Below are 25,553 nucleotides of genomic sequence, written 5' to 3' on the forward strand. Positions count from 1 at the left end.
ACTACCGTTGCAGGACTTGTCGGGTTTGTTCGTCTTGATCGGGCCGGCACGGGAGTCCCTTGACACCCCCCGTCGCGGGGAACGAGAAAGCGTGCACCAGTGGCTGATGTCAACAGCGATCTCGTCGCGGTCTGGACGAGGGTCGTCGAGCGGCTGGTCAACGACCCGGGTGTCGGTGACAGCGACAAGATGTGGCTCAAGCGCACCCAGCCGATGTGGATGATGCACGACACCGCCCTGCTGGCGGCCCCCAACGAGCGGGCCAAGCAGGTGCTGGAGGGCCGGCTGCTGCCGCCGCTGACCGAGGAGCTGAGCAAGGCCTTCAGCCGCCCGGTCCGGATCGCCGTGATGGTCGACGCCAACGCCACGCCGCCGCCCGCCCCCTCCCCCGCCGAGCCGCAGCAGGCTCCGGCCCCGCAGCCGCCGCAGCACCAGGCCGAGGAGTGGCCGCCCCGGCAGCAGTACCGCGACGAGCCGTCGGGCTACTCGGAGCGGCAGGACCACCAGGACCGGCAGGACCGCCCCGAGCGCCAGTCGGGCCCCGGGCGCTGGCCGGTGGCGGAGCCGTACCCGTCCGCGCCGGAGCAGTACCAGGACGACTACCAGCAGCCCGAGTCCTACCAGCCGTCCGGCGCCGAGTACGGCCCGGCCGGGCAGCGGCCCTCCTACGAGGCCGGCCCGGAGCAGAGCTACGAGCGGCCCGGCCGGTACGACACCGCCGGGTACCAGCAGCGGCCCGCGCCGTACGGCAGCGGCGCGGGGACGGAGCAGTCCGGTGGCTGGGGGGCGCAGGCCGAGGGCCGGTCGGAGGGCCGCCCCTGGGAGAGCCAGTCGTACCCCGAGTCGACCTCGTACCAGGAGGGCCCGTCCTACCAGGGGTCCGAGGGCGGCTCGGGCCAGGACGACCTGTTCGGCGGCGCCTACCGCCCGGCGGCGGGGGCTCCCCCGGCCCGGCGGGGCGGGCCGCGTCCGGACGGACGGCCGGAGCCGACGGGCGGTCAACTCCCGGACGTCAGGCCGCAGTCGGGCGGTTCGCCGGCCGAGCGCTCCCCCGTGCCGGTGCCCGCGCCGCCGGGTGCGCCGCCGGCCGGCAGCAGCTCGCGCAAGGACGAGCCGGCCGCCCGGCTGAACCCCAAGTACCTCTTCGACACCTTCGTGATCGGGGCCTCCAACCGCTTCGCGCACGCGGCCGCGGTGGCGGTCGCCGAGGCCCCGGCCAAGGCGTACAACCCGCTCTTCATCTACGGCGAGTCCGGGCTGGGCAAGACCCACCTGCTGCACGCCATCGGGCACTACTCGCGCAGCCTCTTCCCGGGCACCCGGGTGCGCTACGTGAGCTCGGAGGAGTTCACCAACGAGTTCATCAACTCGATCCGGGACGGCAAGGCGGACACCTTCCGCAAGCGGTACCGGGACATGGACATCCTGCTGGTGGACGACGTGCAGTTCCTGGCGTCGAAGGAGTCCACCCAGGAGGAGTTCTTCCACACCTTCAACACCCTGCACAACGCGAACAAGCAGATCGTGCTCTCCTCGGACCGGCCGCCCAAGCTGCTGACCACCCTGGAGGACCGGCTGCGCAACCGCTTCGAGTGGGGCCTGATCACCGACGTCACCCCGCCGGAGCTGGAGACCCGGATCGCGATCCTCCGCAAGAAGGCGATCCAGGAGCAACTCAACGCCCCCGCCGACGTGTTGGAGTTCATCGCCTCCCGGATCACCCGGAACATCCGGGAGCTGGAGGGCGCGCTGATCCGGGTCACCGCGTTCGCCAACCTGAACCGGGCGCCGGTCGACCTGGAGCTGGCCGGGATCGTCCTCAAGGACCTGATCCCGGGCGGCGACGAGGACGCCGGGCCGGAGATCACCGCGCAGGTCATCATGCAGCAGACCGCCGCCTACTTCGGGCTGGGCGTGGAGGACCTCTGCGGATCCTCCCGCAGCCGGGTGCTGGTGACGGCCCGCCAGATCGCCATGTACCTCTGCCGGGAGCTCACCGACCTCTCGCTGCCGAAGATCGGCGCGCAGTTCGGCGGCCGGGACCACACCACGGTGATGCACGCGGACCGGAAGATCCGCTCGCTGATGGCCGAGCGGCGGTCCATCTACAACCAGGTCACCGAGCTCACCAACCGCATCAAGAGCTGAGTCCGGGCTCCAGTACGGACAACTGACGGGGAGTCGGCCCTACGGGCGCCGGCTCCCCGTCCGGCGTTCCCGGACGGTCCCCGGGCCCGCTGGCCGGCCCGTCCGCGGCCCCGCGAACGCCAGCCCGGGGCACCCGGTGTCACACGTCCGGCCCCTCCACAGGTGTGGAAGGCGCGGAGGCGGGGCAGTAATGCACCGAGTGACGCTCCGCCAGATCCGTTACCGCGCCGAACAAGTGAGCAGCAATTCGAACGGCGCCGGTCCGCGAGGCGGATTTCCACAGGGACGGGTGGGTTCGCCCCGTCCACAGGTGCACAGCCGCCGAGTTATCCAGAATTCCTCCACAGGCCCGCCCGGGCTACGCTCTTCCGCGCAGGTCAGCCCCCTGTGGACTTGTGCACAACGGTTTTCCACAGGCTGTGGACATCTGATGGGCCATCAGGGGGACCCGAGAGTTGTCCACCGCTTGTCCCCAGGAAAAGGTGGGTTATCCCCAGGTTCTCCACAGCTGAGTCCACAGTTCGACAACCTTGGTGCACAGTTCACCGCGCCGTGTGAAAGGCGTCACGTGATGTTGATCGGGGCCGGTGGATAACCCGTCCATGATCTGGGGACGAGCCTGGGGATAACCTGTGGATACTCAACGTGCCCTGTGGGTAACGCTCCGTCGTCCACAGCGGGCCCTGGTTGTCCACACTCCGCATCCACAGCGCCTGTGGACAGAAAACCGGGTCTGACCTGCGGAAACAAGGTTTTCCACGGTATCCACAGGCCCTACTACTACCACTACACCTATAGAGCGATCGATCCGGAAAATGGTGGGTGGGCCCGAAATCTGTGGACAGCCGATGTCCGACGTGTGTTCGGCCCGTCCCCGCCCTTGTGCCCCGACTGTCGGCCGAGTACGTCAGACTGTTCTCCGGCAACCGGAGCGCCCGGTGCCGACCAGACGCAGACGACAGCAGGACCCAGGAGGCGGTTACCGGTGAAGTTCCGGGTGGAGCGTGACGTCCTCGCGGAGGCGGTGGCCTGGGCTGCCCGCAGCCTCCCGGCGCGGCCGCCGGTGCCGGTGCTCGCCGGCCTGCTGCTGACGGCCCAGGAGGGCAGCCTGGCCCTCTCCGGCTTCGACTACGAGGTCTCGGCCCGGGTCGAGCTGGCGGCCGAGGTGGAGGAGGCCGGCACCGTCCTGGTCTCCGGCCGCCTGCTGAACGACATCTCGCGCAACCTTCCCAACAGGCCTGTGGAGATCTCCACCGACGGCCAGCGGGTCAGCGTGGTCTGCGGCTCCTCCCGGTTCACCCTCCCCACCCTCCCGGTGGACGAGTACCCGGCGCTGCCGCAGATGCCCACCGCGACCGGCACCGTCTCCGGTGACGTCTTCGCCTCCGCCGTCAGCCAGGCCGCCGTCGCGGCCGGCCGCGACGACACCCTGCCGGTGCTCACCGGCGTCCGGGTGGAGATCGAGGGCGACAAGATCACCCTGGCCGCCACCGACCGCTACCGCTTCGCGGTCCGCGAGCTGATGTGGAAGCCGGAGCAGGACGACATCTCGGCCGTCGCCCTGGTGCCCGCCCGCACCCTGCAGGACATCGCCAAGTCGCTGGGCAGCGGGGACACGGTCTCCATCGCGCTGGCCTCCGGCGGCGCCGGCGAGGGTCTGATCGGCTTCGAGGGCGCCGGTCGCCGGACCACCACCCGCCTGCTCGAGGGCGAGTTCCCGAAGTTCCGCAGCCTCTTCCCGACGGAGTTCAGCGCCGTCGCCGCGATCCAGACGCAGCCCTTCCTGGAGGCGCTCAAGCGCGTCTCGCTGGTCGCCGAGCGGAACACGCCGGTCCGGCTGAGCTTCGAGCAGGGCGTGCTCACCCTGGAGGCCGGTTCGGGCGACGACGCCCAGGCCACCGAGCGGATCGAGGCCGACCTCGAAGGTGACGACATCTCGATCGCTTTCAACCCCGGCTACCTGGAGGAGGGTCTGAAGGCGATCGACGCCGCGTACGCGCAGCTGAGCTTCACCACCGCCACCAAGCCGGCCCTGCTCAGCGGCAAGCCCGCGGTGGACGCCGAGGCCGACGAGGCCTACCAGTACCTGATCATGCCGGTCCGCCTCTCCGGCTGACGGACCGTCGGTCCCCGTCCACAGCTGTGGACGACTCCTCCCCCGGTCAGCTCTGGCCGGGGGAGGCGGCATTCCCGGCGGCGTAGGCTCAGCCTGTGCGGCAACGGCGCCGCCGATCAGGCACGTCACCACAGGTAAGGACTTGGCATGGAGCTCGGCCTCATCGGTCTCGGCAAGATGGGCGGCAACATGCGCGAGCGCATCCGCCGCGCAGGGCACACCGTCATCGGCTTCGACCAGAACCCGGAACTCGCCGACGTCGACAGCCTCGAGGAGCTGGTCTCCAAGCTGGAGGCGCCCCGCGTGGTCTGGGTGATGGTCCCGGCCGGCGGCCCGACCCAGGACACCGTGGACCGCCTCGCCGAGCTGCTCTCCCCCGGCGACGTGGTGGTGGACGGCGGCAACTCCCGCTGGACGGACGACGTCAAGCACGCCGAGGCGCTGGCCGAGAAGGGCATCGGCTTCGTCGACTGCGGCGTCTCCGGCGGCGTCTGGGGCCTGGAGAACGGCTACGCGCTGATGTACGGCGGCGAGGCGGCCGACGTCGCCAAGGTCCAGCCGGTCTTCGACGCGCTGAAGCCCGAGGGCGACTTCGGCTCGGTGCACGCGGGCAAGGTCGGTGCCGGCCACTTCGCCAAGATGGTCCACAACGGCATCGAGTACGCGATGATGCAGGCCTTCGCCGAGGGCTGGGAGCTGCTGGAGGCGGCCCCCGAGGTCACCGACGTGCGCGAGGTCTTCCGCAGCTGGCAGGAGGGCACGGTCATCCGCTCCTGGCTGCTCGACCTGGCCGTCCGGGCGCTGGACGACGACGAGCACCTGGCCAAGCTCAAGGGCTGGGCCGCGGACTCGGGCGAGGGCCGCTGGACGGTGGAGGCCGCGATCGACCACGCGGTGCCGCTGCCCGCGATCACCGCCTCGCTGTTCGCGCGCTTCGCCTCGCGCCAGGAGGACTCGCCGCAGATGAAGATGATCGCCGCGCTGCGCAACCAGTTCGGCGGCCACGCGGTCGAGTCGAAGTAAGCCCCGACTCCCCTGCGCAACAGGGGAGTTATCCACAAGAAGGCGGCGTAGTCCACAGCATGCACGTAGCGCACCTGTCGCTCGCCGACTTCCGTTCGTACGCCCGGGCCGAGGTGGCCCTCGACCCGGGCGTGACGGCCTTCGTCGGGCCGAACGGCCAGGGCAAGACCAATCTGGTCGAGGCCGTCGGCTACGTGGCCACCCTGGGCAGCCACCGGGTGGCCACCGACGCCCCGCTGATCCGGCTCGGCGCCGAGCGGGCGGTGATCCGCACCAGTGTGGTCCGGGACGAGCGCTCCACCCTGGTCGAGCTGGAGATCACCGCCGGCAAGGCCAACCGGGCCCGGATCAACCGCTCCGACAACGTCCGCCCGCGGGACGTCCTCGGGCTGCTGCGCACCGTGCTGTTCGCCCCCGAGGACCTGGCCCTGGTGAAGGGCGACCCGGGCGAGCGCCGGCGCTTCCTGGACGAGCTGCTGACCGCCCGCGCCCCCCGGCTGGCGGGCGTGCGCTCGGACTACGAGCGCGTGCTGAAGCAGCGCAACGCCCTGCTGAAGACCGCCGCCCAGGCCCGCCGGGGCGGCGGCGGCAAGGGCGCCGACCTCTCCACCCTGGAGATCTGGGACGGTCACCTGGCCCGCGCCGGGGCCGAGCTGACCGCGTTCCGGCTGCAGCTGGTGGCCGCCCTGCAGCCGCTGGTGGCCGCCGCCTACGAGCAGCTGGCGCCGGGCGGCGGGGAGACGGCGCTGGAGTACCGCAGCTCCTTCGAGGGCGCCCTGCCGACCAGCCGGGAGGAGGCCGAGCAGCAGCTGCTCGCGGCCCTGACGGAGGTCCGCTCCCAGGAGGTGGCCCGCGGCCTGACCCTGGTCGGCCCGCACCGCGACGAGCTGGGCCTGAAGCTCGGCCCGCTGCCCGCCAAGGGCTACGCCAGCCACGGCGAGTCCTGGTCGTTCGCACTGGCGCTCCGGCTGGCCTCCTACGAGCTGCTGCGCGCCGACGGCGGCGAGCCGGTGCTGGTCCTGGACGACGTCTTCGCCGAGCTGGACGCCCGCCGCCGGGAGCGGCTGGCCGAGCTGGTGGCCGGGGCCGAGCAGGTGCTGGTGACGGCGGCGGTGCCGGAGGACGTCCCCAAGGCGCTCAGCGGCACCCGGTACGCGGTCTCCGACGGCACCGTCACCCGCCTCGGCGCCTGACCCTCCCCTCCACTCCCCCACCCCGCACGACCTGCCGCGATCCGCCGGCCCGCGCCGAGGGCCCGGGCGGCGTCCGCTGCGTCCCCGGACCGCCGTATTCTGGACAGCTCCCCGTCCGTCCACAGCCTGGGGACAGAGAAAGGGGCCGCCGCGATGAGCGAACCGGAGCTCTCCGGGGTGGACCTGGCCCGGGTCGCGCTGCGCGCGGCCAAGGAGCAGGCCCGGCTGCGGGGCGAGCAGGTGCGGGAGAAGCGCGAGGCGAAGAAGCACGGCCTGCGCAGCGGGGCCCGGGCGGACGGCCGCGACCCGGTGCCGCTGGGGGCGGCGCTCAACCGGCTGATCACCGAGCGGGGCTGGGAGGCCCCGGCCGCGGTGGGCGGCGTGATGGGCCGCTGGGCGCAGATCGTCGGGCCCGACATCGCCGCGCACTGCGTGCCGAAGAGCTTCGAGGAGGCCGAGGCGGTGCTCACCGTGCAGTGCGACTCCACCGCCTGGGCGACGCAACTCCGCCTGCTGGCACGGCAGTTGGTGGCCCGCCTGAACCACGAGCTGGGGCACGGCACGGTCCGGGTGATCAAGGTGCTGGGGCCGGCCGCCCCGCAGCGCGGGTACGGCCGGCTGCGCGCTCCGGGGAGCAAGGGGCCGGGCGACACCTGGGGGTGAGCCCGGGTGTACGGGAAGCCGATCTTCCGGAACCGCTGACGGCCCTTCTGAGGCTTCTGAGCCCCCCTGGCGAGTATCGGGACATGTCCGCCGGGGGTTCAGAGCGGCACATCTGCCTTCTGAGGCTGCCAAACGGCCATCTATGTCAGTCGTACCGGTAGACTGAGGAGCAAACACCGTTGCTCGCAGCAACCGAGTCGAAACGCCGTGGTCGCAAGCCCTCCCGGACAGGGGGTGGGTCTGCGGCCCGCGCTGTGCCAGAGAGGGCGCTTCGTGGCCGATTCCGGCAACTCCAGCCAGACCCCTGACCCCGCCGACCAGCAGGCCGGCAGCTCCTACGACGCGAACGCGATCCAGGTGCTCGAGGGCCTCGACGCCGTCCGCAAGCGCCCGGGCATGTACATCGGCTCCACCGGCGAGCGCGGCCTGCACCACCTGGTGCAGGAGATCGTGGACAACTCCGTCGACGAGGCGCTGGCCGGTCACGCCGACACCATCGACGTGACCATCCTGGCCGACGGCGGCGTGCGGGTCACCGACAACGGCCGCGGCATCCCGGTCGGCATCATGCCGGGGCAGGACAAGCCGGCCGTCGAGGTCGTGCTCACGGTGCTGCACGCGGGCGGCAAGTTCGGCGGCGGCGGCTACGCCGTCTCCGGCGGTCTGCACGGCGTCGGCATCTCGGTGGTGAACGCCCTCTCCACCCGGCTCTCGGTCGAGATCCACACCGACGGCCACCGCTGGACCCAGGACTACAAGGCGGGCGCCCCGACCGCCCCGCTGGCGAAGCACGAGGCCACCGAGAGGACCGGCACCACGGTCACCTTCTGGGCCGACGGCGACATCTTCGAGACCACCGTCTACTCCTTCGAGACGCTCTCCCGGCGCTTCCAGGAGATGGCCTTCCTCAACAAGGGCCTCTCCATCGCGCTCACCGACGAGCGTCCGGAGCACCAGGACGACGAGGGCAAGCCGCTCTCGATCACCTACAAGTACGACGGCGGCATCGCCGACTTCGTCACCCACCTCAACTCCCGCAAGGGCGAGGTCGTCCACCCCTCGGTGATCGACTTCGAGGCGGAGGACAAGGACAAGAAGATCTCGGTCGAGATCGCCATGCAGTGGAACAGCTCCTACACCGAGAGCGTCTACTCCTTCGCCAACACCATCCACACCCACGGCGGCGGCACCCACGAGGAGGGCTTCCGCGCGGCGCTCACCGGCCTGGTGAACCGCTACGCGCGGGACAAGAAGCTGCTCCGCGAGAAGGACGACAACCTCTCCGGCGAGGACATCCGCGAGGGTCTGACCGCGATCATCTCGGTCAAGCTCGGCGAGCCGCAGTTCGAGGGCCAGACCAAGGACAAGCTGGGCAACACCGAGGTCAAGACCTTCGTCCAGAAGGTCGTCCACGAGCACCTGAACGACTGGCTGGACCGGAACCCGGTCGAGGCCTCGGACATCATCCGCAAGTCCATCCAGGCCGCCACCGCGCGCGTCGCCGCCCGCAAGGCCCGCGACCTGACCCGGCGCAAGGGCCTGCTGGAGTCCGCCTCGCTGCCCGGCAAGCTGAGCGACTGCCAGTCCAAGGACCCGGCCGAGTGCGAGATCTTCATCGTCGAGGGCGACTCGGCCGGCGGCTCGGCCAAGCAGGGCCGTGACCCGCGGGTCCAGGCCATCCTGCCGATCCGCGGCAAGATCCTGAACGTCGAGAAGGCCCGGATCGACAAGGTCCTCCAGAACACCGAGGTGCAGGCGCTGATCTCGGCGTTCGGCTGCGGCATCCAGGAGGACTACGACGAGTCCAAGCTCCGCTATCACAAGATCGTCCTGATGGCGGACGCCGACGTCGACGGGCAGCACATCCGGACCCTGCTGCTCACCCTGCTGTTCCGCTTCATGCGGCCGCTGGTCGAGGCCGGGTACGTCTACCTGGCCATGCCGCCGCTGTACAAGATCAAGTGGGGCAAGGACGACTTCGAGTACGTCTACTCGGACCGCGAGCGCGACGCGGTGATCGCCGCGGGCGTGGCGGCCGGCCGCCGGCTCCCCAAGGACGACGCGATCCAGCGCTTCAAGGGTCTCGGCGAGATGAACGCCGAGGAGCTGCGGGTGACCACCATGGACCAGGGCCTGCGCCTGCTCCAGAAGATCACCCTGGAGGACGCGGCCCGCGCCGACGACCTGTTCTCCGTCCTGATGGGCGAGGACGTGGAGGCCCGGCGCTCCTTCATCCAGCGCAACGCCAAGGACGTCCGCTTCCTGGACGTGTGACGCCCCGCCGTCCCACGAACCAGTCACACGCGAAAGGAACCTGACGACCAGTGGTCGACGACAACCGTCCCGAGGGCGACGAAGCGCCGGAGAGCACCGGCACCGCGCTGCGGATCGAGCCGATCGAGCTCGAGACCGAGATGCAGCGCTCCTACCTCGACTACGCGATGAGCGTGATCGTGAGCCGCGCGCTGCCCGAGGTGCGCGACGGCCTCAAGCCGGTGCACCGCCGGGTGCTGTACGCGATGTACGACGGCGGCTACCGGCCCGAGAAGGGCTACTACAAGTGCGCCCGCGTGGTCGGCGACGTGATGGGCAACTACCACCCGCACGGCGACACCTCGATCTACGACACCCTGGTCCGGCTGGCCCAGCCGTGGTCGATGCGGATGCCGCTGGTCGACGGCAACGGCAACTTCGGCTCGCCGGGCAACGACCCGGCCGCGGCCATGCGCTACACCGAGTGCAAGATGATGCCGCTGGCCATGGAGATGATGCGCGACATCGACGAGGAGACCGTCGACTTCGCCGCCAACTACGACGGCCGCTCGCAGGAGCCGACCGTCCTGCCGGCCCGCATCCCCAACCTGCTGATCAACGGCGCCACCGGCATCGCGGTCGGCATGGCCACCAACATCCCGCCGCACAACCTCCGCGAGGTGGCCTCCGGCGCGCTCTGGGCGCTGGAGAACCCCGAGGCCTCCAACGAGGAGCTGCTGGACGCCCTGATCGAGCGGATCAAGGGCCCGGACTTCCCGACCGGCGCGCTGATCGTCGGCCGCCGCGGCATCGAGGACGCGTACCGCACCGGCCGCGGCTCGATCACCATGCGCGCGGTGGTCGAGGTCGAGGAGATCCAGGGCCGCCAGTGCCTGGTGATCACCGAGCTGCCGTACCAGGTGAACCCGGACAACCTGGCGCTGAAGATCGCCGACCTGGTCAAGGACGGCCGGGTGGCCGGCATCGCCGACGTCCGCGACGAGTCCTCCTCGCGGACCGGCCAGCGCCTGGTGGTCGTGCTCAAGCGCGACGCGGTCGCCAAGGTCGTGCTGAACAACCTGTACAAGCACACCGACCTGCAGACCAACTTCGGCGCCAACATGCTGGCCCTGGTCGACGGGGTGCCGCGCACGCTGTCGCTGGACGCCTTCATCCGGCACTGGGTCAACCACCAGGTCGACGTGATCGTCCGCCGGACCACCTTCCGGCTGCGCAAGGCCGAGGAGCGCGCCCACATCCTGCGCGCGCTGCTCAAGGCGCTGGACCAGATCGACGCGGTGATCGCGCTGATCCGGGCCTCGGACAGCGCCGACGCGGCCCGCACCGGCCTGATGGACCTGCTCGACATCGACGAGCTGCAGGCCAACGCGATCCTCGAGATGCAGCTGCGCCGCCTGGCCGCGCTGGAGAGCGCGCGCATCCTGAGCGAGCACGACGAGCTGCAGGCCAAGATCAACGAGTACAACGCGATCCTGGCCTCGCCGGCCCGTCAGCGCGAGATCATCTCCGAGGAGCTGACCGCGATCGTCGAGAAGTACGGCGACGAGCGGCGCTCCACGCTGATCCCCTTCGACGGCGACATGTCCGTCGAGGACCTGATCGCGGAGGAGGACATCGTCGTCACGATCACCCGTGGCGGCTACGTCAAGCGCACCCGGTCCGACCTGTACCGCTCGCAGAAGCGCGGCGGCAAGGGCGTGCGCGGCGCGCAGCTGAAGCAGGACGACATCGTCGACCACTTCTTCGTGACCACCACGCACAACTGGATCCTGTTCTTCACCAACAAGGGCCGTGTCTACCGGGCGAAGGGCTACGAGCTGCCCGACGCCGGCCGGGACGCCCGCGGGCAGCACGTGGCCAACCTGCTGGCCTTCCAGCCGGAGGAGCACATCACCCAGGTGATGGCGGTCCGCACCTACGAGGACAAGCCGTACCTGGTGCTGGCCACCCGCGGCGGCCTGGTGAAGAAGACCCCGCTCAAGGACTACGACTCGCCCCGCTCCGGCGGCCTGATCGCGATCAACCTGCGGCAGGACGAGGACGGCAAGGACGACGAGCTGATCGGCGCCGAGCTGGTCTCCGCCGAGGACGACCTGCTGCTGGTCTCCAAGAAGGCCCAGTCGATCCGCTTCACCGCCACCGACGAGGCGCTCCGGCCGATGAGCCGGGCCACCTCGGGCGTGAAGGGCATGGCCTTCCGCGAGGACGACGAGCTGCTCTCGATGAACGTGGTCCGGCCGGGCACCTTCGTCTTCACCGCGACCGACGGCGGCTACGCCAAGCGCACCGGCGTGGACGAGTACCGGGTCCAGGGCCGCGGCGGTTTCGGCACCAAGGCGGCGAAGATCGTCGAGGGCCGGGGCTCGCTGGTCGGCGCCCTGGTGGTCGAGGAGAGCGACGAGATCATGGCGATCACCCTCTCGGGCGGCGTCATCCGGACCAGGGTTTCCGAAGTCCGTGAAACCGGACGTGACACGATGGGCGTCCAACTGATCAACCTCGGAAAGCGCGACGCGGTGGTGGGCATGGCCCGCAACGCGGAGGCGGACGACGAGGAGGCCGTCGAGGAGGGCACCGAGCCCGACGGAACGGCCCAGGCGGAGACCACGGCGGACGGTCCGGCCGAGCAGGACTGACCGCCCCGGTGGCCGGTGCCCTCCCCTGCCGGGAGGGCACCGGCCGCCGAACAGTTCCGGGCAATCCCGCCGGGCGCTGGAGACGTACATGAGCAGGGCGGACACCCGTCCTGACGGGTGAGTTGCGGGAGGACCAGGGTGAGTGGAGCCACGGGTGCTGCGGGCGGTGCCGGGGGCGGGCTGCCGGGTGGCGGTGCGTCCTACGGCGGGGCCGGCGGCGTGGCCGGTGTGCCGCCCCGCCCGACGGGTGTCCCCGGCGCGCCGGACGGACACTCCTCGGCCTCGACCTCGCTGATGCCGCCGGTGGCGGGCGGCGCGTCCTACGGTGCGGCCGGGCAGGCCGGGGCGGTCCCGCCGCCCCCCGCACAGCCCGCCCCGGGCGCGGGCGGCTTCTCCCAGCCGACCACCTACACCAAGGGCCAGCAGACCCCGCCCCGGGGCACCAAGGTGGGCGGCGCCGCCCGCCGCCCCGGCCAGGCGCCGCCCTCGGCCACCGGGCGGACCCGCAAGGCCCGGCTGCGGATCACCAAGGCCGACCCGTGGTCGGTGATGAAGGTCGCCTTCCTGCTCTCGCTGGCGGTCGGCGTGATCATCATCGTCGCCACCGCGGTGCTCTGGATGACCCTGGACGGCCTGGGCGTCTTCGACTCGCTCGGCGGCACCCTGAAGGACGTCACCGGGTCGGACACCACCGGCGGCGTGGACCTCATGGACTACATCGGCTTCGGCAAGGTCATGATGTTCACCTCGCTGATCGCCGTGGTGGACGTGGTCCTGATGACCGCGCTGGCCACCCTCTCCGCCTTCATCTACAACACCGCGGCCGGCTTCACCGGCGGGGTCGAGCTGACCCTGGCCGAGGAGGACTGACCGGACCGTCCGTCCGTGCGCTGACCATCCGTCAGTTCGCACCCGCACCAGCCCGGCCCGGAGCGTTCGGGTGACAGGCGCCTCGTACACGGCGCGTCACCTGACGGAGTCCCGGCCGGGCTGTGTTGGCTTGGAGCCGACACGGGGCAGACTCAGCAACGTCCTGCCCCGTCGGTCGGAGGTGCGTGCCATGGCTCAGCTCGCCACACAACTGCTCGGCTCGGTCGAGGATGTCCTCGGCTCCCGGATCCCGCTCCGGATCAGGCTCTGGGACGGCAGCCAGGCCGGCCCCGCCGACGCCCCGCAGCTGGTCCTGCGCAACCGCCGGGCGCTCCGTCACCTGCTCTGGCAGCCCGGTGAGTTGGGCCTCGCCCGGGCCTACGTCTCCGGCGACCTGGACACTGCCCCCGGCACCGACCTGTACGAGGTCCTCTCGCTGGCCGCCCGCTTCGCCGAGCGCCCCGAGATCGCCACCCTGGCCCTCGGTCCCAAGGACGCCCTCGGCCCCGCCGGGCGCCGCCTGCTGGGCCTGCTGCTGCGCGCCGGGGTGCTGGCCCCGCAGCCCGCTCCCCCGGCCGAGGAGGCCCGCCTCGGCGGCGGCCGGCTGCACAGCCGCGGCCGCGACCGGGCCGCGATCAGCCACCACTACGACGTGGGCAACGAGTTCTACGGCCTGGTGCTCGGCCCCACCATGGTCTACTCCTGCGCCTACTGGGAGCCCGAGGCCAAGAGCCTGGAGGCGGCCCAGACCGCCAAGCTCGACCTGATCTGCCGCAAGCTGGGCCTGCGGCCCGGGATGCGGCTGCTGGACGTCGGCTGCGGCTGGGGCTCGCTGCTGCTGCACGCGGCCGAGCACTACGGCGTGCGGGCGGTCGGCGTCTCCATCTCCGAGGAGCAGGTCGCGCTGGCCCGCCAGCGGGTGCTGGCGGCCGGTCTGGGCGGCCGGGTGGAGGTGCGCCTCCAGGACTACCGGGAGATCACGGACGGCCCCTTCGACGCCGTCTCCAGCGTCGGCATGGCCGAGCACGTCGGCACCGCCCAGTACCAGGTCTACGCCGAGGGCCTGCTGCAACTGCTGGCCCCGGGCGGCCGCCTGTTGAACCACCAGATCGCCCGCCGCCCCGACCGGCCCGGCGAGCCGTACCGGCCCAGCCCGTTCATCCAGCACTACGTCTTCCCGGACGGCGAGCTCTCGCCGGTCGGCGCCACCGTCTCCGCCCTGGAGGAGGCCGGCTTCGAGGTCCGGGACGTCGAGTCGCTGCGCGAGCACTACGCCCTGACGCTGCGCGAGTGGGTGGCCAACCTGGAGGCGAACTGGCCGCAGGCGGTCCGGCTGGCCGGCCAGGGGCGGGCCCGGGTCTGGCGCCTGTACATGGCCGCCTCCGCGCTGGCCTTCGAGCAGAACCGGATCGGGATCAACCAGGTGCTCGCCGTCCGGACCACTCCGGAGGGCGCCAGCCACCTGCCCGCCACCCGTCCGCAGTGGCTCTCCGGGGCCCCTGAGCTGCACGCCGCCGACCCGGATTTGGGAGATCGGCCGACGGTCCGCTAATCTTTGAGTGCGGCAAGGGCCTATAGCTCAGACGGTTAGAGCGCTTCCCTGATAAGGAAGAGGCCACAGGTTCAAGTCCTGTTAGGCCCACCGGCGCAGAAGGCCCGGAGTGGATTTCCACTCCGGGCCTTCTGACGTTCCCGCCCGGTCCGTAGGCTGGCCGGGTGGAGATGTTCTGGGTGATGAGCCTTCCCGGGTTGGTGGTCGGGCTGGTGCTGCTGGCCTTCGTGGACCAGCTGGCGCTGCGGGCCCGCCGCGCGTCCTGGCTGCCGTGGCGGGGGACGGGGCGGGAGGGGCAGGTCTCGGCCACCGGATTCGAGCAGCTGCACGCGCAGTTCGCCGCCGGCAAGCAGCACGAGCTCGAGCAGCGCCGGAGCACGATGATGCTGCGCGACGAGGAGGGCGACGGGGCGCCGCCGCGCTCCACGGTGGACCTGGAGGGCGGCCGCGCGGTGCTGAGGATGCCCGAGCGGTAGTTGGTACGACAGGAGGCACGGCGTCAATCCCTGGCGCGGGCCGGGCGGTTGACGACTCGCGGGGGCGCCCGGGAGGTGGTTACCGATGTGTATCATCGGCCGGAGGCGGTCCGAACGGCGAGACCGCCGGTAGGTGCCCGCAACATCCGAGGGTCCGTGGTCAGGGCCCGTTCCCCAGCAAGAAGGACGAGGTCCCGCGGTGAAGAAGCTCCTCCTGGTCGCCCTGGTCGCCCTCGGCGGCTTCTTTGTCTACCGTCAGGTGCAGGCGGACCGCGCCGAGCAGGACCTGTGGACCGAGGCCACCGACCCGGTCCCGGCCGGCCGCTGACGCGACGCTCCCGCGAGGCCGGTCCGGGCGAGAGGCCCGGCCGGCCCGGGGAGCGGGTACTCTGGTGCGCAGCACTTCGCTGCACGGGGCTTTAGCTCAGTTGGTAGAGCGCTGCCTTTGCAAGGCAGATGTCAGGAGTTCGAGTCTCCTAAGCTCCACCGTGCGTAGGACGGAAGGCCGCTGACCTGGTATCAGGTCAGCGGCCTTCCGCGTTTTCCCCGGCCCGTCAGTGGGGCTTGCGCGGGTCGTGCGGCTTGGGGCGGTCGTCCGGGACGGGGGAGCCCTTCGGGTGGTCCTCGGGGGCCGCCGGGGCCTCCGGCGCGGGGCCGGGGGCGGGGGCGGGCGCCGCGTGGCGGCCGGGCGGCGGGCCGGGCTTGGGGGCCGCCGAGGCGCCGTTCAGGTGCTCCTCCTCGCGCGCGGCGGCGGGCGGCTCGACCAGCCACTCGGGCTCGCCGCGGCCGCGCCACCACTTCCAGGCGGCCAGGCCGGCGGCGATCGTCAGCACCCCGGTCAGCGCCAGACCGAGGCCGCGGCCCCGGTGCGGGTGCTGCTCGCGCTTGACGTTGCGGGTCGCCAGGTCGCTGATCTCGGCCGAGCTGACGTGGCCCTGAAGGGCCGTCAGGGCGGCGGCACCGCGGTTCTGCGCCTCCTGGGCGGCCGGGCCGAGCGCGGCCCGGGCGTCGGCGACCCGGGGAAGCACCGCGCCGCGGGCCTGGCCGACGGCCTTGCCGGCCGAGAGCTTGGCGGAGAGCGCGGCCTCCTGGGCCCGGTGCACGGCCTTCAGGGTGGACTGCTGGGCGTGCGGCGGGAGGGCGCCGAAGGCGTGCTCCAGCTGCGGGGCGAGGTGCTTGGCGTACTGCACCCGGGCGGCCTGCGCGGCCTGGCCCGCCTTCTCGCTCGCCTTGGGGCCGATCGCCTCCAGGTGCGGGCCGATCCGGTGCCTGGCCTCCTCCGCGTAGGTCAGCGCGGTCTCCTTGGCGGTGGCGGCATAGGGCGCGAGGGTCTCCCTGGCCTTGTCGGCCGTTTCTCGGGCGGTGTCCAAACGGGTCACGGGTTTCTCCTCCTCGGTGGCGTCCGTTATGCACATTTCCACCTGTTTCGAGATCATGCATGTCGTTCTGTTCCGTGGCGCGTCGGGTTGGTCCGGACGCGGGTCGGCGGACCGGTCCGGCGAGGCCGTACGGCTGACGGACCGTGGGATGATTCCGGGGTCCGATCCGCACAGACGAGGAGCGCCGCGCCGTGGGAGACCTGATAGCCACCCTGAGGACCGACCGCGGTGACATCGTGGTGAAGCTCCTGCCGTTCCACGCTCCGAAGACCGTGGCGAACTTCGTCGAGCTGGCCGAGGGCACCCGCGAGTGGACCGACCCGCGCACCGGGCAGCCGTCCTCGGCCCCGCTGTACGACGGCACCGTGTTCCACCGGGTGATCAAGGGCTTCATGATCCAGGGCGGCGACCCCCTGGGCACCGGCACCGGCGGCCCGGGCTACGCCTTCGCCGACGAGTTCCACCCCGAACTGGCCTTCACCAAGCCGTTCCTGCTGGCCATGGCCAACGCCGGGCCGGGCACCAACGGCTCCCAGTTCTTCATCACCGTCGAGCCGGCCCTCCGGCTGACCCGCAAGCACACGATCTTCGGCGAGGTCACCGACCCGGACAGCCGGAAGGTCGTGCTGGAGATCGCGGGCACCGCGACCGGCGGCGACGACCGCCCGGTCGAGGACGTGGTGATCGAGTCGGTCACGATCACGAGGGGCTGACGGGGCGTCAGCAGTAGCCTGGCAGTTCCGGCGGCGGCGAGCGAGGAGAGCGTGATGGGTCCCGACGTACCGGCCGGCGCGGCACCGGAGGAGGGCCACCGGCTGCCCGGTTGCTACCGGCACCCCGAGCGGGAGACCGGCATCGGCTGCGCCCGCTGCGGGCGGCCGATCTGCCCCGACTGCATGGTGAGCGCCTCGGTGGGCTTCCAGTGCCCGGAGTGCGTCCGGGAGGGCCACCAGGGCGCCCGCGAGGCGCGGACCCGGTACGGCGGGGCGCTGGCGCTGGACCGGGCCCTGGTCACCAAGGTGCTGATCGGGCTCAACCTGCTGGTCTTCCTGCTCACCGAGTACCTGCGGCCGGAGCTGGGCGCCGACCTGGAGCTGTGGAGCGTCTCCTACCCGTACCGGCCGGACGGCCTGGCCGCCGGGCCGCACGAGTGGTACCGGCTGGTGACGGCGATGTTCGTGCACGCCGGGGTGATGCACGTGGCGCTGAACATGGTCTCGCTCTGGGTGCTGGGGCCGCAGCTGGAGCACGTGCTCGGGCGGTGGCGCTTCCTCGGGCTGTACGTCGCCTCCGGCCTGGCCGGGGGAGCCTGCACCTACGCGCTCGGCGGGGTGCGGGTGGAGTCGGTCGGAGCCTCGGGGGCGATCTTCGGGCTGCTGGGCGCGACGGTGGTGCTGTTCAAGGCGAACCGGGCCCCGCTGCGCCCGGTGATGACCCTGCTGGTGGTCAACCTGGTGATCACCTTCGCGCTGGCCCGGCCCAACCTCTCCGGCGTCGTCATCGACTGGAAGGCGCACGTCGGCGGCCTGCTGGCCGGCGTGGTCACCGGGGTCGGGCTGATGTACGCCCCCCGGGCCCACCGGAACCTGGTGCAGGGGCTGACCGTGGCCGGGGTGGTGGCGGCCGCGCTGCTGGTGGTCGTGGTCCACACGGCGCAGTTGAGCGGCTGACGGCGCGCACGGTTGTCCACAGAGCGCACCGGGCTGTGCACAGCCGGTACGGCAGGGGGCTGGGGAAAGGCCGGTCTACGCGCGTCCCGCTGGGAATTCGAGGGGAATTCGGAGAATCTGACGGGCCTCGAACAGAAAAGTTATCCACAGGTGTGGGCGACTTTTCCCCAGTGTGGATAACCGTGTGGACAACCCGATGGTATGGACGGGCGGCCCGGGTTGGGGCAGCGCGAAACACCGCTCCGGGGCGCCCCGGAGCGGTGCCTGACGGTTCGTCAGTGGTGGGACGTCACTTCCACTGGGTGGAGACGCCGAAGCCCGCCGCGATGAAGCCGAAGCCGGCCAGGATGTTCCAGTTGCCCCAGCTGCTCACCGGCCAGGTGCCGCTGGTGACGTAGTAGGTGACGATCCAGACGAGACCCACCAGGAACAGCACGAGCATCAGCGGTGCCACCCAGCCGCGTCCGGAACTGATCTTCACCGCTGTCGTGCCGGACGGCGGCGGGGTGTAGTCGGACTTCTTGCGGAGTCGAGACTTCGGCACGAGAGGCTCTCCTGTCGATGCGCTGTGACCGCGCAGGGTGCAGCGGGGATGGGCGACTGTGGGGGCCGGCCCGCGCGTGGGGTGCTCCGCACGCGCCTCCGGCGTCCGTTAGCGTAGTGGCTCGCCGGGTCGTAAGGAGATAAGGGTACGGTGCCGAATTCCACGATTCCCTCCCCCGATGCGTCCGGACGCCCTCCGCGCACCCGAATTGTCGGACGTGCCCTGACCTGCACCGTGTTCGCGATGGCCGGTCTCCTCTTCTACATCAGCGCGGACACCGCCCGGGGCACCGATCTGCGCACCGACAACTCCCTGCTGCGGCTCAGCGACGTCATAGAGCAGCGCTCCTCGCAGAACCAGGCGGCGCAGAGCGAGCTGGCCGGACTCCAGAACCGGGTGGACGAGCTCACCGCCCAGCGCAACCCCAGCCCGGCCGAGAGCAACCGGCTCGCCCTGCTCCAGCAGCAGGCGGGCCTCCAGGAGCTGCGCGGCCCCGGGCTCACCGTCACCCTCAACGACGCCCCGCCCGGCGCCACCGCCAAGCTGCCCGGCATCCCCGAGCCGGGCGTCAACGACCTGGTGATCCACCAGCAGGACATCCAGGCGGTGGTGAACGCGCTCTGGCGCGGCGGCGCCGAGGGCGTCCAGGTGATGGACCAGCGGCTGATCTCGACCAGCGCCGTCCGCTGCGTCGGCAACACCCTGCTGCTCCAGGGCCGGGTCTACTCCCCGCCGTACGTCGTCAAGGCGGTCGGGAGGACCGACAGGCTGCGCTCAGCGGTGGACGCCGACCCGACCATCGCCAACTACCTGGGCTACGTGGCCGCCTACGGACTGGGCTGGAAGGTCCAGGAGAGCGGCGACCTGACGGTCCCGGGGTACACCGGAACGGTCGACCTGCACACCGCTTCCGGTCAGTAATGGCACTGGCCGCCTTCCGCCCCGCGTCGGCCGTCTAATCTGTACCGGACCCGATACCCGGAGGAGCACCATGTACGGCTGGATCTGGCGGTTGCTGCCGGGCAACGCCTTCGTCAAGGCCGTGCTCGCCCTCCTGCTGGTGCTCGGGACCGTCTACGTCCTCTTCGAGTACGTCTTCCCCTGGGCGGAACCGCTGCTCCCCTTCGGCGACGTCACAGTGGACGAGGGCGGCGCGGGCGTCGGCTGAGCCGCCGTCAGCACCCCACCGGACAGCACCCACCGGACCGCTTGGCGGGCCGGGCGGCCCGCCCCACCAGCACCCAGCCCAGGAGTAGTGCACGGATGACCGCCGCAGGCAGCCCGCCCCGGATTCTCGTGGTGGACAACTACGACAGCTTCGTCTTCAACCTGGTCCAGTACCTGTACCAGCTCGGCGCCACCTGCGAGGTGGTCCGCAACGACGAGCTGACCGTCGACCGGGCCGTCCACCGCGACGGGGAGACCGGCTACGACGGGGTGCTGCTCTCCCCCGGCCCCGGCTCGCCGGAGGAGGCCGGGGTCTGCGTCGACATGGTGCGGCACTGCGCCGCCGTCGGGCTGCCGCTGTTCGGGGTCTGCCTGGGCCTGCAGTCCATCGCGGTCGCCTACGGCGCGGTGGTCGGGCGGGCGCCCGAACTGCTGCACGGCAAGACCTCCCCGGTCACCCACCGGGACGGCGGCGTCTTCGCCGGCCTGCCCTCGCCCGTCACCACCACCCGCTACCACTCGCTCGCGGTCGAGCCCGGCACCGTGCCCGCGGAGCTGGAGGTCACCGCCGAGACCGAGAGCGGAGTGATCATGGGCCTGCGGCACCGGGAGCTGCCGGTCGAGGGCGTGCAGTTCCACCCCGAGTCGGTGCTCACCGAGGGCGGCCACCGGATGCTCGCCAACTGGCTGGCCGAGTGCGGATTCCCGGAGGCGGTCGGCCGCTCGGCCGGCCTCGCCCCGGTGATCGGCCGGGGCTGAGGCCGTGACGGCGGTACGCCCGGAGGGGCGCGCACCGGACGGCGCCGACGGCGGGCCGGGCGACTGGGGGGTCTACGAGCAGGCCGCTCCGCCCTCGGCCGGGACGGGCCGGGACGGGCCGGGCTGGGGCGGACAGCCGCCGCACGGGCCGGGCGGTGCCCCGTACGGGCCGGGCGGTGCCTCCCACGGGCAGGGAGCCCCCCACGGGCAGGACGCTCCGTACGGCCGGGGCGGTGCCCCGTACGGGCCTGCCGCCGGCGGCGGGGCCGCGCAGGGCGCCCCGTACGGGCAGCCGGGGCCGGTGGCGGACGACTCCACCATGCAGCTGCGGGTGGTGCCGGACGGCGGTGCCGTGCTGCCGCCGCCCGGACGCCGGGCCGACCGGCGCCGCACCACCGTCGGCTCGGGCAACGGCCGGCGGCGGGCCGCGGGCCGTCCCGCGACACCCGTCGCCCGGCCCCCGGAGCGCAAGCGGGTGGTCGCCGCCCGGGTGCTCGGCGAGCTCTTCATCACCCTCGGGCTGGTGATGCTGCTCTTCGTCTCGTACCAGCTCTGGTGGACCAACGTGCAGGCCGACAACGCCGCCAGCGGCGAGCGCGACGCCCTCACCCAGCAGTGGGACCAGGCCGCCGGCCAGCAGGGCACCGCCCCGGCCTCCGGCGCCGCCCCGGCACCGCAGCCCACCGCCTTCGAGCCCGGCAAGGGCTTCGCGATCATCCACATCCCCAAGCTCGGCCTCACGTACCCGATCGCCGAGGGCACCGACAAGCAGAAGGTCCTCGACAAGGGCCTGGTCGGCCACTACACCGGCACCGCGATGCCCACCGACAAGGCGGGCAACTTCGCCGTCGCCGCGCACCGCACCACCCACGGCCAGCCGTTCCGGAAGATCGGCGAACTGGTGCCGGGGGACAGCATCGTGGTCGAGACCGCGACGGCGTACTACACGTACCAGGTGGCCGGGGGCATCCCGGAGACCCCGCCGACCAACGTCTCGGTGATCCGTCCGATCCCCAACGGCTCCCCGTTCAAGGAGGCCGGGCGGTACATCACCCTCACGACATGCACGCCGGAGTTCAGTGCCCGGGGACGGCTGATCGTCTTTGGCAAGATGGTCGAGGAGAAGCCGAGGAGTCAGGGGCAGCCCGCCGCACTGGCCGGCTGACCGGTCGTCAGGAGGAGGCGCGCGGTGGAGATCCAGCCGGACGGGGCCACCGCCGCCGAACCCCCGCGACGGCGCGGCCGCACGGCCGTCCTGCTCGGGGTGGTCGGGGAACTGCTGATCACCGCCGGAGTGGTGCTCGGCCTCTTCGTCGGCTACTCCCTCTGGTGGACCGGGGTGGTGGCGGACCGTCAGGCCGGCACCGCGGGGGACCGGCTCAGGGACAGCTGGTCCGCGGCGGCCCCCGCCACGCCCGGGGCCGAACCCGCACCGCCCGCGTACGCGGCCGGGGACGGCATCGGCTTCCTGCACGTCCCCGCCCTCGGGGCGGCCCGGCAGACCCTGATCCGGATGGGCACCGAACCGGACGTCCTCAACGAGGGCGTGGCCGGGGTCTACGACCAGCCGTACCGCTCCGCGATGCCCTGGGACCCGGAGGGCAACTTCGCGCTCGCCGCGCACCGGGACGGGCACGGCGCCCGCTTCCACGACCTCGACGCCCTCGCCGTCGGCGACCCGATCGTGGTCGAGACCCGCGACGCCTGGTACGTCTACCGCGTCGACGGCCTCCTCCCCCAGACCTCCAAGTACGACACCGGCATCGTCGCCCCCGTCCCCAAGGGCTCCCCGTACACCGCCCCCGGGCGCTACATCACCCTCACCACCTGCACCCCGGTCTACACCTCCCGCTACCGCATGGCCGTCTGGGGCTCCCTGGTCCGCACCGACCCCGTGGACAGCCACCGCACCCCGCCACCGGAACTGCGCTGACCTGGAGCGGAGCCGTCGGCGGGCGCCGCCGTCGTGATCCCGAGCGCTGCGCCGAGGCGGTGACGGGCAGTCGGATCATCTCGTTTCCACGGCGGCACCGATCCGACCGGGGTCAGTGCCACCGACGGAAGAGGTGAGGACCATGGACCGTGAAGCGGTTCTGCAGGAGTCGCGCACGATGCGCGGCGGGATGGCCGACCGGGTCGAGGCGCTGGACCGGGTGAAGGCGCTGGTGCTGCTCCCGGACGGCGTGCACGTGACGGCGCGGATGATCGCCGACTACTACGGGGTTGGGGAAAAGGCTGTGGACAGCCTGGTGTACCGGCACCGGGCGGAGCTGGCCGAGCACGGCCACCGCGTGCTCAAGGGCGCTGACCTGCGAGAATTTCTTTCCTTCAACTTGAAGGAACGGTCGGTGCCGGGACGCGGGGTTGGGATTTTCCCCCGCCGGGCCGTCCTCGTCGTCGGGATGCTGCTGCGAGGGAGCACGGTGGCGAAGGCGGTCCGCCGGGAGCTGCTGGACCTCGCGGAGCGGGCGGTGGCGGGTGCGGCCGAGTGGCGGTACGAGCTGTCCGGGCTGCGGGAGGAGCTGGCGGAGATCCGGGAGCTGCAGCTGGTGATGCTCCGTCAGTCGCAGCTGGACCGTGAGGTGATAGCCGGGCTGAGCGTGCGGATGGCCGACTGCCAGAGCGCCGTCCAGACGCTCGGCGGGCGGGTGGACATGCTCTGCACCGTGCTCGCCGCGCGCGGGCCGGGGGACCGGCGGCGTAGGCGGCGGTAGTGGTGGAACGCCGAGGGGCCCGCCGCACGGTGGGTGCGGCGGGCCCCTCGGGGTGGGTCAGCGAGGCGGCGACGAGGAGTTCGTGGGCTTGGGGGGTGCGGCCTTGGTGGTGAGCATGATCTTGGTGCTCGGGTCGACCTGGTTGCCGGCGCCGGGGGTGGCGCTGACGACGATCGCGGTCGGGTCCTGGGGGCCGAACAGGAAGTCGTATCCCAGGCCGGCCTGGTCGAGCTGCTTGATGGCGTCCTTGAGGACGACGTTCTCCAGCGGCGGGACGGTGACCTTGTCCTGGGCCTTATAGACGAAGATCGTCACCTTGGAGTTGGGGGCGGCCTTCTGGTTGCCCTTGGGGTCCTGGTTGTAGACCTGGCCGATCTTGGTGGTGTCCGGGGTGGGGGTGTTCTTGACCTCCACCGTGAAGCCGGCCGCCTCCAGGGCGGTGCGCGCGGCGGCCTCGGTCTGGTTGATCACGCCGGGGACGGCGACCTTGGTCTGGCCGGAGGAGACGGTCAGGTTGATCGCGCTGTTGGGGGTGGCCTTGCCCGCCGAGGGGTCCTGGGAGATGACCTTGTTCTGCTGGACGGTGTCGCTGTTCTCGTAGCTGACCTTGCCGACGGTGAAGCCGGCCTTGGTGATGGTCTCCTTGGCGACGTCCAGGTCCTTGCCGGTGACGTCGGGGAGGTCCGCGGCGGTCGGCCCGGTGGAGAGCTGGACGGTGATCTGGGTGTCCGGCGCGACCTGGGTGGTGGCGGTCGGGTTCTGGGTGCAGACCTGACCCTTCTTCACCGAGGCGTCGGGGCAGGCGATCTCGGACCCGGTGACCACCACGAGCTTGCTGTTGACGTTGGCGGCCTTGAGCTTGGCGTCGTCCAGCGTCTGGCCGACCAGGTTGGGCACCGCGACCTTGTCGCCGTTGCGCCCACCGGGCTTGATCATGACGGCGTCCACCACGAAGTAGGCGCCGACCAGCACCAGCACGGCCGCGATGGCCAGCAGCACCCATGAGGTGTTGCTGCTCTTGCGCGGCTGTTCGGAGCGCCGCCCGCCGCCTCCGCCGTTTCCGTACTCGTCGTAGCCGCCGTTGCCGCCCGCGCCGTTGTAGTTGTCGTACCCGGGCTGCTGGTTGCCGACCTGCGGCAGCATGGTGGTCGGGCCGGCCGCGCCCTGCTGCGGCAGCAGGTTGGTCTGGCCGTACGGGTCGTGCTGGCCGGCGGGGTAGCCCTGCTGGTCGTAGCCGTAGCCCTGGCCGGCCATGCCGAAGGCGGCGGCCTGCTGGGCGGCGGCGACCGGCAGGCCGTCGAGGAAGCGCTCGATGTCGTCGCGCATCTCGGCGGCGCTCTGGTACCGGTACTCGCGGTCCTTGGTGAGCGCCTTCAGCACGATCGCGTCGACCTCGGGGCGGACCTCGGGGTCGTAGGAGGACGGCGGCATGGCCTCCTCCCGGACGTGCTGGTACGCGACCGCGACCGGGGAGTCGCCGACGAACGGCGGACGGAGCGTCAGCAGCTCGTAGAGCAGGCAGCCGGTGGAGTAGATGTCGGACCGGGCGTCCACGGTCTCGCCCTTGGCCTGCTCCGGGGAGAGGTACTGGGCGGTGCCGATGACGGCCGAGGTCTGGGTCATCGTCATGCCGGCGTCACCCATGGCGCGGGCGATGCCGAAGTCCATCACCTTGACGTTGCCCTGCCGGGTCAGCATGACGTTGGCGGGCTTGATGTCGCGGTGGACGATGTTGGCGCGGTGCGAGTACTCGAGGGCCTGGAGGATGCCGATGGTCATCTCCAGCGCGCGCTCGGGCAGCAGCCGCCGCCCGGAGTGCAGCAGCTCGCGCAGGGTGGAGCCCTCGACGTACTCCATCACGATGTACGGGATGGAGATCCCGTCGATGTAGTCCTCGCCGGTGTCGTACACGGCGACGATCGCGGGGTGGTTCAGCGAGGCCGCGGACTGGGCCTCGCGGCGGAACCGGGCCTGGAACGACGGATCGCGGGCCATGTCGGCACGGAGCGTCTTCACGGCGACGGAGCGGCCGAGCCTGGTGTCATGGGCGAGGTACACCTCGGCCATGCCGCCGCGTCCTAGGACGCCGCCGAGCTCGTACCTGCCGCCGAGGCGACGAGGCTCTTCCATAGTTCCGACCCTCTCCCTCACCGGCAGGTGAGGATGTCACGTAGGTTGTCCCCGCACGCTGTGTTGGACGCCCGCGCCGCCGTGCCGGTTTCCGTGACCGACCCCACGGCCGGGGCCGCGGACGGGCGGCGGGTAGACCCGCTGCTTGCGGATACGCTACCTGCCCAACCTGGGGCGACCGGAACGGGCTGCCGGATGAGACCAGACCGGTATCCTCCGGCCGGGCCCCATTCTGACAG

At 71.6% G+C, this 25,553-nt stretch carries 22 protein-coding genes and 2 tRNA genes; 21 read left to right on the forward strand and 3 right to left on the reverse strand.

Annotated elements, in window-relative coordinates; genetic code table 11:
- Positions 1 to 99: 99 nt before the first annotated feature.
- From dnaA to ACWCYY_RS27190, 13 genes are all read left to right on the forward strand, one after another.
- Complete coding sequence (gene dnaA / locus ACWCYY_RS27130; protein WP_449797534.1) at positions 100 to 2,148, forward strand: chromosomal replication initiator protein DnaA; 2,049 nt, start codon at positions 100 to 102, stop codon at positions 2,146 to 2,148.
- 985 nt (positions 2,149 to 3,133) lie between these two features.
- Positions 3,134 to 4,264 carry a DNA polymerase III subunit beta gene (dnaN, locus tag ACWCYY_RS27135; RefSeq protein WP_345290532.1) on the forward strand — a complete coding sequence of 377 codons (1,131 nt, stop codon included), beginning with the start codon at positions 3,134 to 3,136 and terminating at the stop codon, positions 4,262 to 4,264.
- 147 nt (positions 4,265 to 4,411) lie between these two features.
- Positions 4,412 to 5,287, forward strand: a complete 876-nt coding sequence (gene gnd / locus ACWCYY_RS27140; RefSeq protein WP_345290533.1) for a phosphogluconate dehydrogenase (NAD(+)-dependent, decarboxylating) — start codon at positions 4,412 to 4,414, stop codon at positions 5,285 to 5,287.
- 59 nt (positions 5,288 to 5,346) lie between these two features.
- Positions 5,347 to 6,480, forward strand: coding sequence for a DNA replication/repair protein RecF (gene recF, locus ACWCYY_RS27145; RefSeq protein WP_345290534.1), 1,134 nt, complete (start codon positions 5,347 to 5,349; stop codon positions 6,478 to 6,480).
- 153 nt (positions 6,481 to 6,633) lie between these two features.
- Positions 6,634 to 7,143 carry a DUF721 domain-containing protein gene (locus ACWCYY_RS27150; RefSeq protein ID WP_345290535.1) on the forward strand — a complete coding sequence of 170 codons (510 nt, stop codon included), beginning with the start codon at positions 6,634 to 6,636 and terminating at the stop codon, positions 7,141 to 7,143.
- Positions 7,144 to 7,416: 273 nt separating this feature from the next.
- Positions 7,417 to 9,417 carry a DNA topoisomerase (ATP-hydrolyzing) subunit B gene (gene gyrB / locus ACWCYY_RS27155; protein WP_345290536.1) on the forward strand — a complete coding sequence of 667 codons (2,001 nt, stop codon included), beginning with the start codon at positions 7,417 to 7,419 and terminating at the stop codon, positions 9,415 to 9,417.
- Positions 9,418 to 9,467: 50 nt separating this feature from the next.
- A complete protein-coding gene (gyrA, locus tag ACWCYY_RS27160) occupies positions 9,468 to 12,053 on the forward strand; it encodes a DNA gyrase subunit A (RefSeq protein WP_345290537.1) in 2,586 nt (861 codons plus the stop codon).
- Positions 12,054 to 12,191: 138 nt separating this feature from the next.
- On the forward strand, positions 12,192 to 12,923 hold the full coding sequence (locus ACWCYY_RS27165; RefSeq protein ID WP_449797535.1) for a DUF3566 domain-containing protein: 732 nt from the start codon (positions 12,192 to 12,194) through the stop codon (positions 12,921 to 12,923).
- 190 nt (positions 12,924 to 13,113) lie between these two features.
- Positions 13,114 to 14,475 (forward strand): class I SAM-dependent methyltransferase, encoded by a 1,362-nt coding sequence (locus ACWCYY_RS27170; RefSeq protein ID WP_449797536.1) that lies wholly within the window; start codon positions 13,114 to 13,116, stop codon positions 14,473 to 14,475.
- Positions 14,476 to 14,491: 16 nt separating this feature from the next.
- Positions 14,492 to 14,565, forward strand: a tRNA-Ile gene (locus ACWCYY_RS27175).
- 80 nt (positions 14,566 to 14,645) lie between these two features.
- Entirely contained in the window at positions 14,646 to 14,951 is a 306-nt protein-coding gene (locus ACWCYY_RS27180; protein WP_449797566.1) for a DUF6191 domain-containing protein, read from the forward strand.
- A 199-nt stretch (positions 14,952 to 15,150) separates the two neighbouring features.
- The gene (locus ACWCYY_RS27185) at positions 15,151 to 15,279 is read left to right on the forward strand and encodes a DLW-39 family protein (RefSeq protein ID WP_014137031.1); all 129 of its coding nucleotides are present in this window, start codon (positions 15,151 to 15,153) and stop codon (positions 15,277 to 15,279) included.
- 85 nt (positions 15,280 to 15,364) lie between these two features.
- A tRNA-Ala gene (locus tag ACWCYY_RS27190) sits at positions 15,365 to 15,437 on the forward strand.
- A 68-nt stretch (positions 15,438 to 15,505) separates the two neighbouring features.
- On the opposite strand, the gene ACWCYY_RS27195 is transcribed toward ACWCYY_RS27190, so the two are convergent.
- Positions 15,506 to 16,330, reverse strand: a complete 825-nt coding sequence (locus ACWCYY_RS27195) for a DUF5324 family protein (protein ID WP_449797537.1) — start codon at positions 16,328 to 16,330, stop codon at positions 15,506 to 15,508.
- 191 nt (positions 16,331 to 16,521) lie between these two features.
- Between ACWCYY_RS27195 and ACWCYY_RS27200 the strand changes: the two genes are divergently transcribed.
- Together ACWCYY_RS27200 and ACWCYY_RS27205 are read left to right on the forward strand one after the other, a co-directional pair.
- Positions 16,522 to 17,043 (forward strand): peptidylprolyl isomerase, encoded by a 522-nt coding sequence (locus tag ACWCYY_RS27200; protein WP_345290541.1) that lies wholly within the window; start codon positions 16,522 to 16,524, stop codon positions 17,041 to 17,043.
- Positions 17,044 to 17,097: 54 nt separating this feature from the next.
- A complete protein-coding gene (locus tag ACWCYY_RS27205; protein WP_449797538.1) occupies positions 17,098 to 18,000 on the forward strand; it encodes a rhomboid family intramembrane serine protease in 903 nt (300 codons plus the stop codon).
- Positions 18,001 to 18,289: 289 nt separating this feature from the next.
- Here the strand turns inward: ACWCYY_RS27205 and crgA are convergent, their stop codons facing one another.
- A complete protein-coding gene (gene crgA, locus ACWCYY_RS27210; protein ID WP_345290543.1) occupies positions 18,290 to 18,544 on the reverse strand; it encodes a cell division protein CrgA in 255 nt (84 codons plus the stop codon).
- 165 nt (positions 18,545 to 18,709) lie between these two features.
- On the opposite strand from crgA, the gene ACWCYY_RS27215 reads away from it, so the two are divergent.
- The 6 genes from ACWCYY_RS27215 (at position 18,710) to ACWCYY_RS27240 (ending at position 23,184) form a co-directional block, all read left to right on the forward strand.
- Entirely contained in the window at positions 18,710 to 19,465 is a 756-nt protein-coding gene (locus ACWCYY_RS27215; protein ID WP_345290568.1) for a DUF881 domain-containing protein, read from the forward strand.
- Positions 19,466 to 19,535: 70 nt separating this feature from the next.
- The gene (locus ACWCYY_RS27220) at positions 19,536 to 19,712 is read left to right on the forward strand and encodes a hypothetical protein (RefSeq protein ID WP_345290544.1); all 177 of its coding nucleotides are present in this window, start codon (positions 19,536 to 19,538) and stop codon (positions 19,710 to 19,712) included.
- A gap of 95 nt (positions 19,713 to 19,807) precedes the next feature.
- Positions 19,808 to 20,470 carry an aminodeoxychorismate/anthranilate synthase component II gene (locus ACWCYY_RS27225; RefSeq protein WP_345290545.1) on the forward strand — a complete coding sequence of 221 codons (663 nt, stop codon included), beginning with the start codon at positions 19,808 to 19,810 and terminating at the stop codon, positions 20,468 to 20,470.
- A 4-nt stretch (positions 20,471 to 20,474) separates the two neighbouring features.
- Positions 20,475 to 21,635: a class E sortase gene (locus ACWCYY_RS27230; RefSeq protein ID WP_449797539.1), complete on the forward strand. Its 1,161-nt coding sequence runs from the start codon at positions 20,475 to 20,477 to the stop codon at positions 21,633 to 21,635.
- Between the two features lie 24 nt (positions 21,636 to 21,659).
- Positions 21,660 to 22,403: a class E sortase gene (locus ACWCYY_RS27235; RefSeq protein ID WP_449797540.1), complete on the forward strand. Its 744-nt coding sequence runs from the start codon at positions 21,660 to 21,662 to the stop codon at positions 22,401 to 22,403.
- A gap of 142 nt (positions 22,404 to 22,545) precedes the next feature.
- Positions 22,546 to 23,184 carry a hypothetical protein gene (locus ACWCYY_RS27240; RefSeq protein ID WP_449797541.1) on the forward strand — a complete coding sequence of 213 codons (639 nt, stop codon included), beginning with the start codon at positions 22,546 to 22,548 and terminating at the stop codon, positions 23,182 to 23,184.
- 57 nt (positions 23,185 to 23,241) lie between these two features.
- On the opposite strand, the gene pknB is transcribed toward ACWCYY_RS27240, so the two are convergent.
- Complete coding sequence (gene pknB, locus ACWCYY_RS27245; protein ID WP_345290549.1) at positions 23,242 to 25,314, reverse strand: Stk1 family PASTA domain-containing Ser/Thr kinase; 2,073 nt, start codon at positions 25,312 to 25,314, stop codon at positions 23,242 to 23,244.
- Positions 25,315 to 25,553: the final 239 nt, after the last annotated feature.

This window comes from Kitasatospora sp. NPDC001664 (genome assembly GCF_053596675.1).